13 protein-coding genes are annotated in these 15710 nt (G+C 59.7%); 3 read left to right on the top strand and 10 right to left on the bottom strand.

The genetic code is table 11. The annotated features are described in order from the left end of the window. Nucleotides 1-6: 6 nt before the first annotated feature. The 4 genes from B2589_RS08115 to B2589_RS08100 all read right to left on the bottom strand — a co-directional run bounded on the left by B2589_RS08115 (nucleotide 7) and on the right by B2589_RS08100 (nucleotide 6454). Complete coding sequence (locus B2589_RS08115; RefSeq protein WP_273134182.1) at nucleotides 7-1359, bottom strand: sigma-54-dependent transcriptional regulator; 1353 nt, start codon at nucleotides 1357-1359, stop codon at nucleotides 7-9. Next, nucleotides 1356-3107 (bottom strand): sensor histidine kinase, encoded by a 1752-nt coding sequence (locus B2589_RS08110; protein ID WP_286816312.1) that lies wholly within the window; start codon nucleotides 3105-3107, stop codon nucleotides 1356-1358. The genes B2589_RS08115 and B2589_RS08110 overlap by 4 nt, the downstream gene beginning before the upstream one ends. 94 nt (nucleotides 3108-3201) lie before the next feature. Further along, nucleotides 3202-5397, bottom strand: coding sequence for a TRAP transporter permease (locus B2589_RS08105; protein WP_094624637.1), 2196 nt, complete (start codon nucleotides 5395-5397; stop codon nucleotides 3202-3204). 79 nt (nucleotides 5398-5476) lie between these two features. Beyond that, on the bottom strand, nucleotides 5477-6454 hold the full coding sequence (locus B2589_RS08100) for a TAXI family TRAP transporter solute-binding subunit (protein ID WP_094624636.1): 978 nt from the start codon (nucleotides 6452-6454) through the stop codon (nucleotides 5477-5479). 321 nt (nucleotides 6455-6775) lie between these two features. Between B2589_RS08100 and pxpB the strand changes: the two genes are divergently transcribed. Beyond that, on the top strand, nucleotides 6776-7465 hold the full coding sequence (gene pxpB / locus B2589_RS08095; protein WP_286816208.1) for a 5-oxoprolinase subunit PxpB: 690 nt from the start codon (nucleotides 6776-6778) through the stop codon (nucleotides 7463-7465). Continuing rightward, complete coding sequence (locus B2589_RS08090) at nucleotides 7462-8415, top strand: biotin-dependent carboxyltransferase family protein (protein ID WP_286816207.1); 954 nt, start codon at nucleotides 7462-7464, stop codon at nucleotides 8413-8415. Before pxpB ends, B2589_RS08090 begins: the two co-directional genes overlap by 4 nt. A gap of 7 nt (nucleotides 8416-8422) precedes the next feature. On the opposite strand, the gene astD is transcribed toward B2589_RS08090, so the two are convergent. Genes astD through B2589_RS08060 form a run of 6 tightly spaced genes read right to left on the bottom strand, consistent with a single transcriptional unit; the run spans nucleotide 8423 to nucleotide 14106 of the window. Further along, nucleotides 8423-9892 (bottom strand): succinylglutamate-semialdehyde dehydrogenase, encoded by a 1470-nt coding sequence (gene astD, locus B2589_RS08085; protein WP_286816206.1) that lies wholly within the window; start codon nucleotides 9890-9892, stop codon nucleotides 8423-8425. A 30-nt stretch (nucleotides 9893-9922) separates the two neighbouring features. After that, a complete protein-coding gene (locus B2589_RS08080; protein ID WP_058340343.1) occupies nucleotides 9923-10990 on the bottom strand; it encodes a succinylglutamate desuccinylase/aspartoacylase family protein in 1068 nt (355 codons plus the stop codon). 6 nt (nucleotides 10991-10996) lie between these two features. Then, nucleotides 10997-11902 carry a 30S ribosomal protein S6--L-glutamate ligase gene (gene rimK / locus B2589_RS08075; RefSeq protein WP_286816205.1) on the bottom strand — a complete coding sequence of 302 codons (906 nt, stop codon included), beginning with the start codon at nucleotides 11900-11902 and terminating at the stop codon, nucleotides 10997-10999. A gap of 2 nt (nucleotides 11903-11904) precedes the next feature. Then, a complete protein-coding gene (locus B2589_RS08070) occupies nucleotides 11905-12396 on the bottom strand; it encodes an ATP-dependent zinc protease (RefSeq protein ID WP_286816204.1) in 492 nt (163 codons plus the stop codon). Continuing rightward, a complete protein-coding gene (locus tag B2589_RS08065) occupies nucleotides 12377-13264 on the bottom strand; it encodes a mechanosensitive ion channel family protein (protein WP_286816203.1) in 888 nt (295 codons plus the stop codon). The genes B2589_RS08070 and B2589_RS08065 overlap by 20 nt, the downstream gene beginning before the upstream one ends. Nucleotides 13265-13287: 23 nt before the next feature. Then, complete coding sequence (locus B2589_RS08060) at nucleotides 13288-14106, bottom strand: hypothetical protein (RefSeq protein ID WP_286816202.1); 819 nt, start codon at nucleotides 14104-14106, stop codon at nucleotides 13288-13290. Nucleotides 14107-14244: 138 nt separating this feature from the next. Here B2589_RS08060 and phrB point away from each other — a divergent pair, with 138 nt between their 5' ends. Further along, complete coding sequence (phrB, locus tag B2589_RS08055; protein ID WP_286816201.1) at nucleotides 14245-15636, top strand: deoxyribodipyrimidine photo-lyase; 1392 nt, start codon at nucleotides 14245-14247, stop codon at nucleotides 15634-15636. The last annotated feature ends 74 nt before the right edge of the window (nucleotides 15637-15710 follow it).

Genomic DNA, 15710 nt, shown 5'->3' with positions numbered 1-15710 from the left:
GGGGCGCTAGTCTTTGAACTGGGCCTTGTCCAGACCGTGCTTCTTCATCTTGTCGTACAGGGTTTTGCGGGCAATTCCCAGCTGAAGCATGGTGTCTTTGATACTGCCATGGCTGGCGTTGAGCGCGCTCACGATGGCCGTGCGTTCAAACCCGTCCATCATCTCGGATAGTGTCTGGCGGCCGGACAGGTTGCCCTGTTCGGAACTGTCACCACCATCCAGGGCTGCCGGCCCCAGCAGTACGTAACGCTCCGCCAGGTTCCGCAATTCCCGCACGTTGCCCGGCCAGGAGTGCTGCATCAGCCGGGCCGCCTGCCGGGCATCCAGCGGAACGCTCTCCCGGTCGTAACGGGCGGCGGCAATCAGGGCAAAGTGGTGAAACAGCGTGGGAATGTCTTCCTTGCGCTCCCGCAGGGGCGGAATGTCCACCTTCACCACATTCAGCCGGTAGTAGAGATCAGACCGGAACTCTCCCTCATCGCTGAGCTGTTTCAGGTCGGCCTTGGTGGCAGCAATAATGCGCACATCCACATCTATTGACTGGTTGCTGCCCAGCCGCTCCACCCGCAACTCCTCAAGCACCCGAAGCAGTTTCACCTGCAGCGCCATGGGCATGCTTTCCACTTCATCCAGGAACAAAGTACCCCGGTGGGCATGCTCAATCTTGCCGATCCGCCGCTTCTCGGCACCGGTGAAGGCCCCGGCTTCGTGGCCGAACAGCTCACTCTCGATCAGGTTTTCGGGCACCGCGCCGCAGTTGATGGCGACAAAGTTGTGGGCACTGCGGGGGCTGCTTTCGTGAATGTACCGGGCCAGGGCATCCTTACCGGAACCGGTTTCACCATGCAGCAGCACGTTTGCGGAAATATCCAGGATCGGCCCGATGGTCGACATTACCGCCTGCATCGCCGGCGAATCACCCAAAACCCGCGGCCCGGGCTTGGCCAGCTGCCGCAACTGGGCCTTCAGGCGCCGGTTTTCCAGTGCCAGGTGCCGTTTTTCCAGGGCGTGCCGCAGCAGTTCGATCAGCTCATCGTGGTCAAAGGGCTTTTCAATGAAGTCATAGGCCCCCTGCTGCATGGCCGACACCGCCGTGCTGATGTCGCCCTGGCCGGTGAGCAGAATCACCGGGATGTCTTCATCAATCTTCCGTACCTCGTGCAACAGCTGCATGCCATCCATGCCCGGCATGTTGTAGTCGCACAGGACGATGCCTTCGAACTCTGGCTGCACCAGCTTCAGCGCCGATGCTCCGTCGGCAAAACAGGCTACCGGGATATCTTCCAGGGTGAGGGTTTGTTCCATAACCGGCCGGATATCCGGGTCATCATCCACAAAAATCACTGATGGTATTGTCATCCCTCTGCCTTACGCTGTTTCAGTGTCAGAACAAACTCCGCCCCGGGGCCGTCGACCCGGTTCTGGCCGGTCAGGCTGCCGCCAAGTGCTTCGACAATCTGCCGGGAAATCGACAGGCCGAGCCCCAGCCCCTGCTTGACCGATCGGGTGGTAAAGAACGGCTCGAACACCTGCTCGGAATTACCCGGCAAGCCATGGCCGTTATCCTTCACCACGCAGCGCCAGTCGTCGTCTTCATCGGCAACCAGGATATCAATCTGCGGTTGCTCGCAGCCTTCCACCGCCTGGACCGCATTGGCCAGCAGGTTAACCATCACCTGCTCCACCCGGATCAGGTCACCGTGGCACATCACCGGGTTGTCCGGTCGCTGCCAGCGAATGTTAATGCCCTCGCTGGCGTTCTGGGCGCGGATAATCTTCAGCGCCGCATCAACCGGCAGGCGCAGATCCACCACGGACGGCGGCCCCTCAGACTTGCGGGCGAACACCTTGAACTGCCGGATCAGCTCCGCCATCTTGTCGCACAGGGCAACAATCTCTCCCAGGTTGGCATCCACCATGTCGGTGGCACCCCGCTCCAGGAACTTCCGGCTGTTACGGGCATAGGCCTGGATCGCCGTCAGGGGCTGGTTGATTTCATGGTTCAGGCCGGCGGACATCTGGCCCAGTACCGCCAGCTTGGCGGCCTGGATCAGCTCCTGCTGGGTTTCACGGAGATCTGCGGTGCGCTGGGCCACCCGGCGCTCCAGCTGTTCACCCCTGAGTGCCAGCTCCCGCTCCCGGCGATAACGCTCGCGCAGGTACAGCCAGGTCAGGAAACAGGCCAGGAACAGGGCCAGGCCACCGGCCATAAACCCGATGCGGGTCCACAGTATCGGCCGGGTGTCAGTCAGCACCAGCAGGCTCCAGTCCAGCCGGGGCAAACCGGTTTCAACCGTCAGGTAGGTTCCGGCCTTGTCACTTTCTCTTAACCGGATGCGGGCTGACTCGTCCGCCAGCACCCAGGGCTTGCCCTGCTCCACAAAGTCAACGGGCTTCAGTTCCCGCTCGGGATAGCGCTGGCGAACCCTGGCATTCTCTTCGGCATTATCCGTCGGCCTGAAATCCCGATAGAGCCAGTCCGTCCGGCTGGACAAAAAGCTGATGCCGTCGCCATCCAGCACCACCATCTCCGCCTGCTGGCGGGATTCCGGCCGGTGCCACTGGGATTCCAGCTCGTGTACCAGAACCTTGATAGCAACAACACCCAGCATATTGCCGCGCTGGTCACGAACCGGGTTGGTGAAATACAGGCCCCGCTCCGAGGAGATATTGCCCAGGGCGAAGTAGGCTACCGACCCGCCGGTGGCAACCGCTTCTGAAAAATACGGCCGGAAGGCGTAATTGTTGCCCACAAAAGTATTTGGCTGGCCAAAATTGTTGGCCGCAATGGTCATCCCGGTCAGGTCCATCAGGTAGATATCGGAGCCGCCCACAATGGTGGCCATCCGCTGCATCTGCTCGTTGGCGCGGAGCAGGGTAACGGCGTTATCCGGTTCTTTCAGGGCGTCCGCCAGCAGGGGGTGTTCGGCAATCAGGGCAGGCACCGGCAGGTAGCGGTTAAGCTCGTTGGCGACCAGCTGGCGATAACGAAAGGCTTCCTGCAGGCTGTCCTGCTCCAGTTGCCGGTAACCAGACCAGCCCCCGAGCAGCCAGGACAGCAGCAGGGTAATAATCAGAACAACAGTAATGCTGATCCGGTTAAGCATGGGTTCGGATTCCGGCAAAGCCTCTAGACTAGCGCCGGAATCCGGGCAGGACAACAGGCCGTCATGACCGCTGCCCTGCCCTTGCCTTGCCATATCAGGCCGCAGCCAACCCGGGTGCCCGCTTGCGCTGGATCAGGAACGCCACCACCGCAAGCCCGATACCGGCCAGGTCTGTCCACACTCCGCCTTCGATGGTCATCAGCGCAGCGGCGACAAGCAACAGGCGCACCAGAACCGGGGCGGCAGAGCGGGCAAACCAGCCCAGCACACCGGCAGACAACAGGTACACGCCGAAGGTAGCGGTAACCAGTGCCCGGGCGATCTCGACCCAGCCGGCTTCCATCAACAGCGCACCGTTATAGAAGAACATGAACGGCACGATGAACGCGGCAATACCGATGCGGAACGACGCTACCGAGGTAGACATGGCATTGGCACCGGAAATACCGGCCGCAGCGTAAGACGCCAGGGCAACCGGCGGCGTGATGGCAGACACCACGGCAAAGTAGAACACGAAGAAGTGCGCGGTCAGTGGCTCGATACCCAGCTGCACCAGGCCCGGCGCTACCACAGAGGCCGCCACCGCATAGGCGGCCGTGGTTGGCATGCCCATACCCAGCAAGATCGAGATGAACATGGCAAACACCAGTGCCAGCAGATGGCTGTGGGCGGCCACATCCAGCAGCAGTACCGAGAAACGCGCACCCACACCGGTCAGGGAGATAACTCCCACAATGATACCCGCCGCGGCACACACCACGATGATCTGGATAGACATGTAGGCGGCGATTTCAAAGGCCCGAAGGATAGACTTCAACCCCATCTTGTTGGGTGAAATCCAGCTCACCACCGCTGCAGATACGGTCGCCAGGGTGCCGGCCCGAATCACGGAGTAGCCCTGGAACAGCGCCACAATCAGGATAATGATCGGTGCAAACAGGTACACCTGGCGCATCATCAGGCGCAGGTTCGGCAGTTCGTCACTGCGCATTCCACGCATGCCCAGCTTCTTGGCTTCAAAGTCCACCATGAAGAACACAGACGCGAAGTACAGGATGGCCGGAATAATCGCGGCAATGGCAATCTCGGTATAGGGAATACCGGTAATCTCCGCCATGATGAAGGCGCCGGCACCCATGATCGGCGGCATGATCTGGCCACCGGTAGAGGCTGCAGCCTCCACCGCACCAGCCGATTCCTTGCTGTAACCTACCCGCTTCATCAGCGGAATGGTCAGGGAACCGGTAGACACCACGTTACCGGCACTGGTGCCGTTGATCATACCCATCAGGCCGGAGGCAAAAATCGCCACCTTGGCAGGGCCCCCACGGGAGCGACCGGCTGCTGCAAAGGCAAAGTTCACAAAGTAGTCACCCACCTTGGAGGCCTGCAAAAAGGCCGCAAAGATGATGAACAGAATGATGTAGGTAGATGACACCGCGGTGGTGGGCCCAAGAATGCCCGCATCGGTGTACACCTGGCTGAAGAAACGCTGGGCAGACAGCCCCGGATAACCCAGGAAGCCCGGAAGGTACGGCCCGGCGAACACATAAACCAGGAACACCAGCCCGATAACCACCAGGGCCAGGCCAGCCACCCGGCGGGTCAGTTCCATAATCAGCGCGGTGCCGGCAACTGCGGCAAAGGAAATGCCGACCGGGGCAAACGCCGTGCCGGTGGTCATCCGCATGGAGGTGTTAAAGACAATCAGCAGGTAGGCGGCAACTGCAACTGAACACACAATCAGCACCAGGTCGGGCACGCTGAAGCGGGCGCGGTCACGCTGGTGGAACCAGCTCATGACAATGCCAATGGCAGACGCCGCCAGCAACGGCCAGCCAAAATGCCAGGTTTCCAGCTCGGCAGGAATACGCATGGTGCCGTTCTGGACCATCTGGTTGAAAGACCAGGTCTGGTACAGGGCGTACAACGCAGGAATCATGGCTGCGCCGCCAATCCAGGTGGTCCACTTGTGCCGGGCAGGGCCTTCTTCGGCTGATACAAAGCGGGCGCCGGCAAACAGGATAAAGCCCAGTACCAGGGCACCGGCTACGTGCACAATCCGGAACGACCAGGTTTCCATGGGCGCTACGTTCAGGGTGTACAGGTGGAACACCGAGTAGGCGATGGCCAGCATTACCACAAACTTGAGCAGCAACCCGGTGAACATCCGGCGGTTGGCTTCAACCGGCTCTTCATCCACGTTGTGGGCAAGCAGGTGGTCTTCGTTGATCGTCAGGTTCTCAGCCAGTTGCTGTTCACCCTCGGAATGCGTGTGTTCTTTGGTCATGTTAAGTCCTGCCTGGAGGTAAGGCGGTAATTCGAACAACCAGACCCGGGGCGCCATGCAGGCACCCCGGGCTCAGGCCTTACTGCTTGATGGCGCTTGCTTCGATGGTGTAACCGTTTTCGTTAAACCAGCGGGCAGCACCCGGATGCCAGGGCAGCACGTTGTTCTTGGTGTAGTTCTCGGGAATGGAATGACGGGCGGCTTTGTGGATAGACACCATCTTGTCATTGTTTTCCATGGTCAGCTTGGTGATTTCATACACGAAGCTTTCCGGCATGTCGCAGTTCACCATGGCGAAGTTCCACATGGACACCACGCGGGACGGCTCCTCCAGGGACTGGTAAGTGCTGGCCGGGATGATGAACTCGGAGACCGGGAAGTTTTCGATCACCTTCTTCGCCTCGTCATCGTTCATGCCGATGATGTTCACGTCAGTCTGCACTTCCAGCTGGCTAACAGCCGGAATCGGAATACCGGCGGCAAAGGCCACCACGTCAATCAGGCCATCCTGCAGCTGGCCGCCCAGATCAGACCAGCTACCGTTACGACGCTCGAACTTCACACCCAGGGTTTCCATCATGCGCGGGAAGTAGGTGTCAGAAGTTGAACCGGCCGGGCCAAAGCCGATGGTGGCGCCATCCGGGATATCAGAGATAGACGCAATGCCGGAGCTGGACAGGGCGGTAATGGAGAACGGGGTTTCATACATCGGGAACATCGCGCACACGTTATCCATCTTCATACCCGGAGCCAGCGGGCTTTCGCCGTCACGGGATTCCCGGGCCGGGCCCATGGTGGTCAGGCCAAACTTCAGGTCACCGGTGTGCACCAGTGCCATGTTCTGAACCGGGCCGCCGGTGATTTCGGCACCGCCGGATACGCCCAGGTTTTCAGCCACGAAGTTCGCCCAGCCAGAGCCGTAGGCAAAGTAGGTGCCGCCCTGACTGGCAGTACCGACAGTGAAGTTATCCGGCCAGCCGTCACGGTCCTGGGCAACCACAGGGCCTGCAACAACGGAGGTGGCGAGCGCAGCCGCCAGAACGGTTTGAAGTTTCATAAAGGAATGCTCCCGATTCATTTTGTTGGTTGGGTGCTGGAGAGACCTTGATGGCCTCGCTGGCAAATATGGGAGCAAGCAGCGGGCCAGTCAGGGAAAATACTTATAAAACAGACTGTTGGATTTTTGAGGCCGGCGCCGCCGGCATCCGTTGGGTGAAATCTCACCCGTCATGGAAGTCGATTTGGGTGGGATTCCACCCATCAACTCAGTTCTTTGAAACACACTCGGCCCGTGGTAACAGGCTTTGTGATACCTCGGGGGTCAGATAGTATTCTTCGCATGGAAAGAGCCACCCAAAGCCCCCGGAGAACAGCCGCAATGTTCTGGCGATATGAAGTAACCGGCGTTGATACCATTACGCTTCACTTCGGTGATGCTATTGATATTGCGCTGACCGAGCGGATCCAGCGGGCCGCCCGGGCACTTTCGCACAGGCTGGGCCCCCGGTTGATCGATATGGTGCCTTCCTATACCACGCTGCTGCTGCGCTACAACGTGCTGGAAGATGACCTGGCCTCGCTGGTGGCGGATATCACCAACGCGTTAGCAACGCTTCCCGAGGTTGGAACCAACGCGGCCAAAGGCGATGTTGTAGAGATTCCGGTTTACTATGATCCCTCCACAGGGCCGGACCTCGACGCGGTTGCGGCCAAGGCCGGGTTATCAAGGGAACAGGTCATCCAGAAGCATTCTGCTGAAGAGTACTACGTGTTTGCCATCGGCTTTGCGCCCGGTTTTGCCTATCTGGGTGAAGTACCGGCGGAGCTGGCCACACCTCGCCTGGCAACGCCGCGCGCCAGGGTACCAGCCGGAACCCTGGGCATTGCAGATACCCAAACCGCCATCTATCCGCTGCAGTCCCCCGGTGGCTGGAACCTGATCGGCCGAACGCCTCTGACGCTGTTTGATCCTGGCCGGGGCCAGCCTTCCCTGCTTCAAGCCGGCCAGCGGGTTCGCTTTCGGCCCATCGGCCGGGAGGAATACCTGGCACTCGGAGGCCAGCTATGAGCACCCAGCCAGGCCTGACTTTTACAAAACCCGGCTTTCTCAGTTTGCTGCAGGATGGCGGGCGCCAGGGTGTGATGCACCTGGGGCTGGCGACTGGCGGCGCCATGGACCGGAACGCCTGGGCCTGGGCCAACCGGTTGCTGGATAATCCCTTCGGCACGCCCGCGCTGGAAATCACTTTCGGCGGGGTTGAGTTCACCAGTCACCTTGCTACCCAGATCGCGATTACCGGAGCAGAAGTACAATGCCGGGTTAACGGCGAGTCCCGGCCGCTCTGGAGCGTTATCAATATTCAGGCCGGCGACAGAATTGCCCTCAGTGCACCGAAGGTGGGGATAAGAAACTATCTGGCAGTGCTTGGCGGGTTTCAGGTAGCGCCGGGGCTGGGTAACAGCTGTGCCACGTTTACGCGAGAGGGGCTCGGAGGCCTGAATCAGGATGGTCGCCCACTGCAGGAAGGCGACCACCTGCCCTGCCACGCGGATAGCGCCAGGGTTCTGAACCGAAAAGTCTCGGAGCGCTGGCGGCCGGACTATAAGGAAGAGCTGGTGCTTTCGGTGATTCCTTGTGCCCAGATCGACCGTTTTCCTGCGTCCGTTCTCGACACCTTTTTCAACAATCCCTACACCCTGACCCGGCAAACCGACCGCATGGGTGCGCGCCTGAAAGGCCCGGCACTGGAACCGCTGGGAGAGCGCCTGATCTCAGAAGGCACCAGCCTGGGCGCCATTCAGGTTCCGGCCGACGGGCAACCGATCGTGCTGCTCAATGACCGCCAGACCATCGGCGGATATCCAAAGCTCGGAGCCGTTACACCCCGCAGCCTGGATGCCCTGGCCCAGCGAACACCAGGCACAACGCTCAGGTTCCGGCCGGTTACGCTGCACGAGGCGCAGATCGAGGAGAGACAGTTTCTTTCCTTCTTCACCGCAACCGGAAGCCAGCGCTAAAGCCTGTTTAAATGATTTTAAGGCCGGGCGACAGACTGGCCGGCAACGCCAGTTGGTCTGCCTCAATGCCCGCCACCGGATACGAGCAGTAGTCTGCCGCGTAGTAAGCACTGGCACGGTGGTTTCCGCTGGCGCCGATGCCACCGAAGGGCGCGGCACTGGAAGCACCGGTCAGCTGCTTGTTCCAGTTAACGATGCCGGCCCGAATCCGGTCGTAGAAGTCTTCAAAGCCCTCCCGGCTTTCACTGAATAAACCGGCAGACAGCCCGAAACGGGTGTTGTTGGCCTGTCGAATCGCTTCGTCAAAGTCCCGGTAGCGGTAAACCTGAAGTACCGGCCCGAAGATCTCTTCGTCGGGCACATTCACGGCAGCGGTGACATCAATCAGCCCCGGTGACAGCAGGCCTGTGCCGGGTTTCAGGTGCTGGCTCGCTACCAGTGCACGGCCACCGAGTTCCAGCAGCCGGCTCTGGGCCTCAAGCACACCCTGCGCGGCTGCTTCGGAAATGACACTGCCCATAAATGGCGCCGGCTCGTCAAAGGCGCCACCCACCTGGATCGCTTCCACGGCCCGGGCCAGGGCATCCAGGAAGTTGTCGCCCCACTCTCCTGCCGGCACCATCAGCCGTCGGGCACAGGTGCAGCGTTGGCCGGAGGTAATGTAGGCAGACTGGATGGTTTCGTGCACGGCGGCGGTGACGTCTACGGTGTCATCCACAATCAGCGGGTTGTTGCCGCCCATTTCCAGGGCCAGGATTTTGCCCGGATTGCCGGCGAATTGCCGGTGCAGAATTTCACCGGTCGGGGAGCTGCCGGTAAAGAACAGGCCATCAATATCCGGATGATTGGCCAGGGCGATGCCGGTTTCCCTGGCGCCCTGCACCAGGTTCAGGACTCCGGCGGGCAACCCGGCTTCCAGCCACAGCTCGGCTGTTTTGCCGGCGACGGCCGGGGTTTGTTCGCTGGGCTTGAACACCACGGTGTTGCCGGCAATCAGGGCCGGAACAATATGCCCGTTGGGCAGGTGGCCGGGGAAGTTATAGGGGCCAAATACTGCAACCACGCCGTGGGGTTTGTGCCGAAGCACAGCCTTTGCGCCCGGCATATCGGTACTGCGCTGGCCGGTACGCTCATTGTAGGCTTTCACCGAGATTTCGATTTTGCCCATCATGGCCGCCACTTCGGTCAGGGCTTCCCAGAACGGCTTTCCGGTTTCCGAAGCGATGCAGCGGGCCATGGCTTCTTTATTTTCGCCCAGCAGTTCGCCAAAACGGCGGGCGATGGCCACCCGATGCTCAAACCCTGCCCGGGACCATCCGGTACTGGCCGCCCGGGTGGCCTCTACGGCACTCGCCACCTGGGCCTCATCGGCCGCATTACCCTGCCAGAACACTTCTCCCGTGGCTGGGTTCAGGGAAGATAAAGAAGGCCCGTTGCCTTCTTGCCACTGGTTATTGATAAGAACCGGTAATGTCATATCTGGCACTCCTTTTGGCGGCCATCACAACTATTTTTGCAGTTCATCCCACGGGTGTACGGGCACCACTGCGTCTTCCGATACTTCACTCTCGAACGAGCTTCGGAAATAGTCCATGGCTTTTTCTGCCTCACCCAGCTCGTCAAATCGGGCGATGTGGTAGATGGCTTCGCCCTCGTTCACCAGCGGCAGGTTGTTCACACAGATAACAATGCCGGAACAGGGCGAGGTAATGGCCACTTCGGTTTCGCCGAAGGGGTCCGCCACCATGGCCAGCTTCTGGCCTTTACGCACTTTCTGGCCAAGGCTGGCCACCGGGCGCATGATGCCGTCCATATCTGCCCGCACCCACTGTGAGTTTGCGGCGGTTTCCGAGCGTTTTTTCGGCGCTTTCGGGCCTTTCTTGGCGGGCACCATTTCCAGCTCGCGCATCACCCGGATGATGCCTTTTACGCCGCTGGCAATCACCACATCATCAAAGCGCAGGGCTTCGCCACCTTCAAAGGTGATCACCGGGATATCCAGTGAGTCGGCGTAGGCCCGCAGGCTGCCTTCCCGCAAACCGGCATTGATAATGATAGGCGCACCAAAGGCGTCTGCCATGCGGGAGGTTTCCGGGTTTTTCAGCTCGGCGCGGATCTGCGGCAGGTTGAACCGATGAATGGCCCCGGTGTGCAAGTCGATAATATGGGTAACGTTTTCCATGATCTGGGTGCGCAGCAGGTAGGCAATACGGCCACCCAGCGAACCGCTCTCGCTGCCGGGAAAACACCGGTTCAGGTCACGCCGGTCCGGCAGGTAGCGGGTGCGCTGCACAAAGCCGAAAATGTTGACGATCGGCACCGCCACCAGGGTGCCGCGAAGGTGCCGCAAGGCGCCGTTCTTCAGTACCCGGCGGATGATTTCCACACCGTTGATCTCGTCGCCATGAATGGCTCCACACACCATCAGAACAGGCCCGTCACGGCGGCCATGCACCACTTCCACCGGAATATGCAGCGGGGTGTGGGTGTAGAGTTTGGCTACCGGAACTTCCACAGTCACACGGGTACCCGGCTTTACCTGTACTCCGGCAATCTCGAACGGTGCTCTTGCCATGCGCGCTTATCCTCTGCCCCGGGTCTTGGTTTTCCAGGGTTTGTAGTTCTTTTCAGTCCAGTTGATGATCATGCCGGCCACGTTCTTGCCGGTAGCACTCTCGATGCCTTCCAGGCCCGGTGAAGAGTTTACTTCCATCACCAGCGGGCCACGGCTGGAACGCAGCAAATCCACACCGGCCACGTTCAGGCCCATGGCCTTGGCAGCGGTAATGGCGGTACGGCGCTCTTCCGGGGTAATCCGCACCAGCGAAGCGGTACCGCCCCGGTGCAGGTTTGAGCGGAATTCACCTTCCGCGCCCTGGCGCTTCATAGCGGCGATAACCTTGTCGCCGATGACAAAGCAGCGGATATCGGCACCGCCGGCTTCCTTGATGAATTCCTGCACCAGGATGTCGGCTTTCAGGCCCATAAAGGCTTCAATCACAGACTCGGCGGCTTTGCGGGTTTCCGCCAGCACCACACCAATGCCCTGGGTACCCTGCAGCAGTTTGATGACCACCGGCGCGCCACCCACCATCTTCAGCAGCTCCGGCACGTTGTCCGGTTTGTTGGCAAACCCGGTTACCGGCATGCCCACGCCCTTACGGGCCAGCAGTTGCAAGGAACGCAGCTTGTCACGGGAGCGGGTAATGGCCACCGATTCGTTGAGTGGAAATACACCCATCATCTCGAACTGGCGCAACACCGCGGTGCCGTAAAACGTCACCGAGGCGCCGATTCGCGGAATCACCACATCGAAGTCTTCCAGCACTTCTTCGTGGTAATGGATCAGCGGGTTGGCAGACGTGATGTTCATGGAACAATGCAGCGCGTCTATCACCTTCACTTCGTGGCCACGATTGATGCCTTCCTCCACCAGGCGACGGGTGGAATACAGGTGACGGTTTCGCGACAGTACCGCAATTTTCATAATCAGTTCCTTGGTGCCGGCTTGCCGGCAAGGTAAGAAGCTTCGGGATAAATGGTGGTTCGCCCCGCCATGGCAGTGCGCCCCAGCAACATCCGGAACCGCATGGAGTCCCGGTTTGTTAAGGTCATTTCAATGGGCCAGCTCTCGTCACCCAGTACCAGGGTGGTTTCGATCACCAGCCGTTGTTCTTTGTGGCCACCGGAATCCGACACGGTGCGTTCATCCAGCACCCGGGCGTCGCATTCCACCACATGGTGCAGGTCGTTCTGTATCGGGTGCACCCAGAACTTCACCCGGCGCTCGCCGTTTTCAGTGTAGGGTTCCGTCCGGAACGTGTGCAGGCACGAGGTGCGCGCGCCGGTATCTACCTTGGCCTTGATCCGGCTAATGCCCAGGTCCGGCAGGCCCACCCATTCGCGCCAGCCAAGTGACACCTTGTTTTCAGCTTCGGTGGGCGGAGTGGTTTTGATCACTTCAGTCGTTTCTGTCGACATCCGGGGAATCCTTATCTTTTTGTTGTTCCGGGGCCATCAATTGCACCCGGAAGGGCTCGGAATGACTACCGGCATACACGCTGGTATGGGGGAAAGGTATTTCAATGCCGTGCTCGTCCAGGGCTTTCTTGACGACAATCATCATGCTGCCCCGACCATCAAGGAATTCTTCTCTGGGCACCCAGAAGGAGAACTGTAAATCGACCGAAGACGCCCCAAACCCGGTAACCAGAACAAAGGGTTTCGGCTCTTCCAGGCACACGGTGTTCTGCTGCGCCAGTTCCAGCAGCAAATCCTGCACTTTTTCCACGTCCTCCGCGTAGGCGATGCCCAGAACCAGGTCGATCCGGCGGATTGGAAAGCGGGAGCGGTTGATCACCCGGGTTTTGATCAGGGTTTCGTTGGGTATGCGCACGTACAGGTTGTCGGCCGTCCTGAGCTTCACGCTGAGCAGGTCGATTGCTACCACTTCCCCGATGGTGGCATCCACCTCGATGGTGTCACCAATCTCGAACGGCTTTTCCATCACCAGGAACAGGCCACTGATGATGTTGGAGGCGGAGGTCTGGGAGGCAAATCCGATAGCGACCGTGAGAATACCGGCAGCGCCCAACACCACTTCCAGGGAGAAACCGGCCTCCCTGAGCGCGGCAATGGCAAACAGCAGAAACACCAGGTAAAAGAACACCCGCCGGATCATCACCTGGTGATGGCGGGTTGTCCTGGTTTCTACCAGGCGGCCGACACTGCGGGCAACAAAGGTGGCCAGCACAATACCCAGCACCAGCAAAAAGCCCGCCGAAAGCCACTTGCCCCAGGCAATACTTCCGATCACCTGTGCGATGGTTGTCTGTAACGTTTCAAGCACCTTCTCGGCTCCCTGTGCCGTGATTAACCGAATATATGATCAAACGCACGCACCAGTCTCCGGCCCTTGGCGAGTTTTTCCCTGGCCGGTGCCAGCAACTCGCATTCACCGGCAGCCTGCGGTGCTGATTGATCAATTCGCAGGCTGGCGGAGTTCATATCCGTTTCGCATTCGACGGTTATCCCCGGCGTCCAGAGCAGTCCCTGGCCGTTACGGTACACCGACAGCAGCGGTGTGGGCAGGCTGAACCGCTCAAGCAACAAAGGCCTTTCCCGGCGGTTGATGATGGTAACTGGCGTAACCGCCCGCCACGGCCGCTTGGGTACTGCCTCCAGGGCCAGCCGGCCATAGGTGGAAGATGCGTAGCAGATTTCCCCTTCCATCGAGTTCCGGCCAAGCCAGGTGCGTGACGGCACCGCCAGCGGCACTTCTGTGAGCTCACTACGGCCTTCGCCCACGCATACCTTCATCCAGAGATTGGTCCCCACATAAAGCACGCAGCGGCCACCGGCCGGTACCGTTAAAGGCTGGGACGGGCGGATGACTGTGGGCAAGCTGGCCATTGCGGGAATAAAACACACCTCGCCGTTATCACCGGAACGCACGAAGCGCTGAACAGGGATTTCCGACGACGGCAGGCTGTGGCCGATGGTCTCGAACCAGGTAAGCGGGTCTGCCGAATCTTCCGGCTGCTGCACCACAAAACGCACCTGCCACTCCTGGTCCAGCAGGGTGACCCACAAATGCGTATGCCCCAACCGGTGTTGCTGGGTCTGGCCGGAAGCCAGTTGATACGGGTGTGCCCAGACACCGTCGCGCTGGCCTTCGGGGTAAACAGTCATGCTGCGGAAAATGCTCCTTTTCATGGCAGGCCGTGATGTTTAACTATAATCCAGTATCGCCCCGGCAGCGAATATACAAGCCAATGATTTAAGAGTGTAATTACCCTTATTCACCCTCTGGCCAAAATGGATGTTCCAATGACACAGCTGGTCTGGTTCCGCAACGATCTGCGCCTTGCCGACAACCCCGCCCTGACCGCGGCCTGCCGCAGCGGCAACCCCGTTCGGGCCTGCTTTATTGTTACCCCGACACAGTGGCAGGAACACGACTGGTCTGCGGCCCGGGTACAGTTTGTGCTGGAACACGCCAACAGCCTGGCCCGGCAGCTCGCCAGGCTGGGCATAGGCTTGTCATTCCTGAACGCCGACACCTTTGCCGACAGCCTCGGCACGCTTGAATCTTTCTGCAAAGAGCATGGCATTACCGCCCTGCACTTCAACGAAGAGTACGGCCTCAACGAACGCCGCCGCGACAAGCAGGTCCACGACCGCCTGGACGAACTGTCTATAAAGGTAAACAAATACCGTGACCAGACCGTGGCACCGGTGGGCCAGATACTTACCCAGCAGAACGAACCCTATTCGGTGTTTACCCCGTTTTCGCGGCGCTGGCGCACCTGGATAGAAGAAACCCAGCCCACGCTTTACCCGGCGCCCTCAGCCCAGGCCCCTGAAGTACAGGCCGAGCAGACCGACACTCTACCCGCACCGTTCAGCGATGCACCGGAACCCCTGGTTCCCATCGGAGAAGACGCCGCCCACGACCAGCTGGAAGAATTCCTGGCCGAGCGAGCCAAAGACTACAAAGACAACCGAGACTTCCCGGCCCTGGACGGCACCAGCCAGCTATCGCCATACCTGGCAAACGGCGTACTGTCCGGCAAACAGTGCCTCATCGCCGCCAAACAGTCCGGTGCCTCTGGTGATGGCATCGAAACCTGGATAAACGAAATAGCCTGGCGGGATTTTTACATCAACATCCTTTACCACTACCCGAGAGTGAGCATGGGGCGGGCGTTCAAGGAAGAAACAGAGGCTTTAGTCTGGAACGAGCCGGGGGAGCACTTTGAGGCCTGGAAAGAAGGTCGTACCGGCATCCCGATTGTGGATGCCGGTACGCGCCAACTGAAGGAGACCGGCTGGATGCACAACCGTCTGCGAATGATCACCGCCATGTTCCTGACCAAGAACCTGTTCATAGACTGGCGGTTGGGTGAGGCCTGGTTCATGCAGAATCTGGTGGATGGTTTTCTAGCATCCAATAACGGCGGCTGGCAGTGGAGTGCCTCAACCGGTACAGATGCAGCGCCCTATTTCCGGGTGTTTAACCCGGTAACACAGAGCGAGCGCTTTGACCCGAAAGGGGAATTTATTCGGCAGTGGGTGCCGGAGTTGGCCAAACTGGATAACAAGCGGATTCATGATCCATCCAAGGGGGGCGTTATCCCGAAAGGCTACCCCAGACCCATAGTGGACCTGAAAGAATCCCGAAAAGAAGCCATAGCAAGGTTTCAGGCGCTAAAGGACTAACTCAGAAGCTGGTGGGCGGGGTTGGGTTCGCCTTTCCAAAAATTTGCGGAGCCATGGATGGCGGAGCAGAAGCG

It is taken from the genome of Marinobacter sp. UBA3607 (assembly GCF_002375525.1).
GTDB classification, from domain to species: Bacteria; Pseudomonadota; Gammaproteobacteria; order Pseudomonadales; family Oleiphilaceae; genus Marinobacter; species Marinobacter vinifirmus.
Note: the sequence above shows the minus strand (reverse complement) of the source record. Positions and strands in the feature narration are given on the sequence as shown.

Bases quoted from the DNA above. Each gene is read 5' to 3' on its own strand.
- B2589_RS08115 (WP_273134182.1), bottom strand. From the start codon at position 1,359: ATGACAATACCATCAGTGATTTTTGTGGATGATGACCCGGATATCCGG.
- B2589_RS08110 (WP_286816312.1), bottom strand. From the start codon at position 3,107: ATGCTTAACCGGATCAGCATTACTGTTGTTCTGATTATTACCCTGCTG.
- B2589_RS08105 (WP_094624637.1), bottom strand. From the start codon at position 5,397: ATGACCAAAGAACACACGCATTCCGAGGGTGAACAGCAACTGGCTGAG.
- B2589_RS08100 (WP_094624636.1), bottom strand. From the start codon at position 6,454: ATGAAACTTCAAACCGTTCTGGCGGCTGCGCTCGCCACCTCCGTTGTT.
- pxpB (WP_286816208.1), top strand. From the start codon at position 6,776: ATGTTCTGGCGATATGAAGTAACCGGCGTTGATACCATTACGCTTCAC.
- B2589_RS08090 (WP_286816207.1), top strand. From the start codon at position 7,462: ATGAGCACCCAGCCAGGCCTGACTTTTACAAAACCCGGCTTTCTCAGT.
- astD (WP_286816206.1), bottom strand. From the start codon at position 9,892: ATGACATTACCGGTTCTTATCAATAACCAGTGGCAAGAAGGCAACGGG.
- B2589_RS08080 (WP_058340343.1), bottom strand. From the start codon at position 10,990: ATGGCAAGAGCACCGTTCGAGATTGCCGGAGTACAGGTAAAGCCGGGT.
- rimK (WP_286816205.1), bottom strand. From the start codon at position 11,902: ATGAAAATTGCGGTACTGTCGCGAAACCGTCACCTGTATTCCACCCGT.
- B2589_RS08070 (WP_286816204.1), bottom strand. From the start codon at position 12,396: ATGTCGACAGAAACGACTGAAGTGATCAAAACCACTCCGCCCACCGAA.
- B2589_RS08060 (WP_286816202.1), bottom strand. From the start codon at position 14,106: ATGACTGTTTACCCCGAAGGCCAGCGCGACGGTGTCTGGGCACACCCG.
- phrB (WP_286816201.1), top strand. From the start codon at position 14,245: ATGACACAGCTGGTCTGGTTCCGCAACGATCTGCGCCTTGCCGACAAC.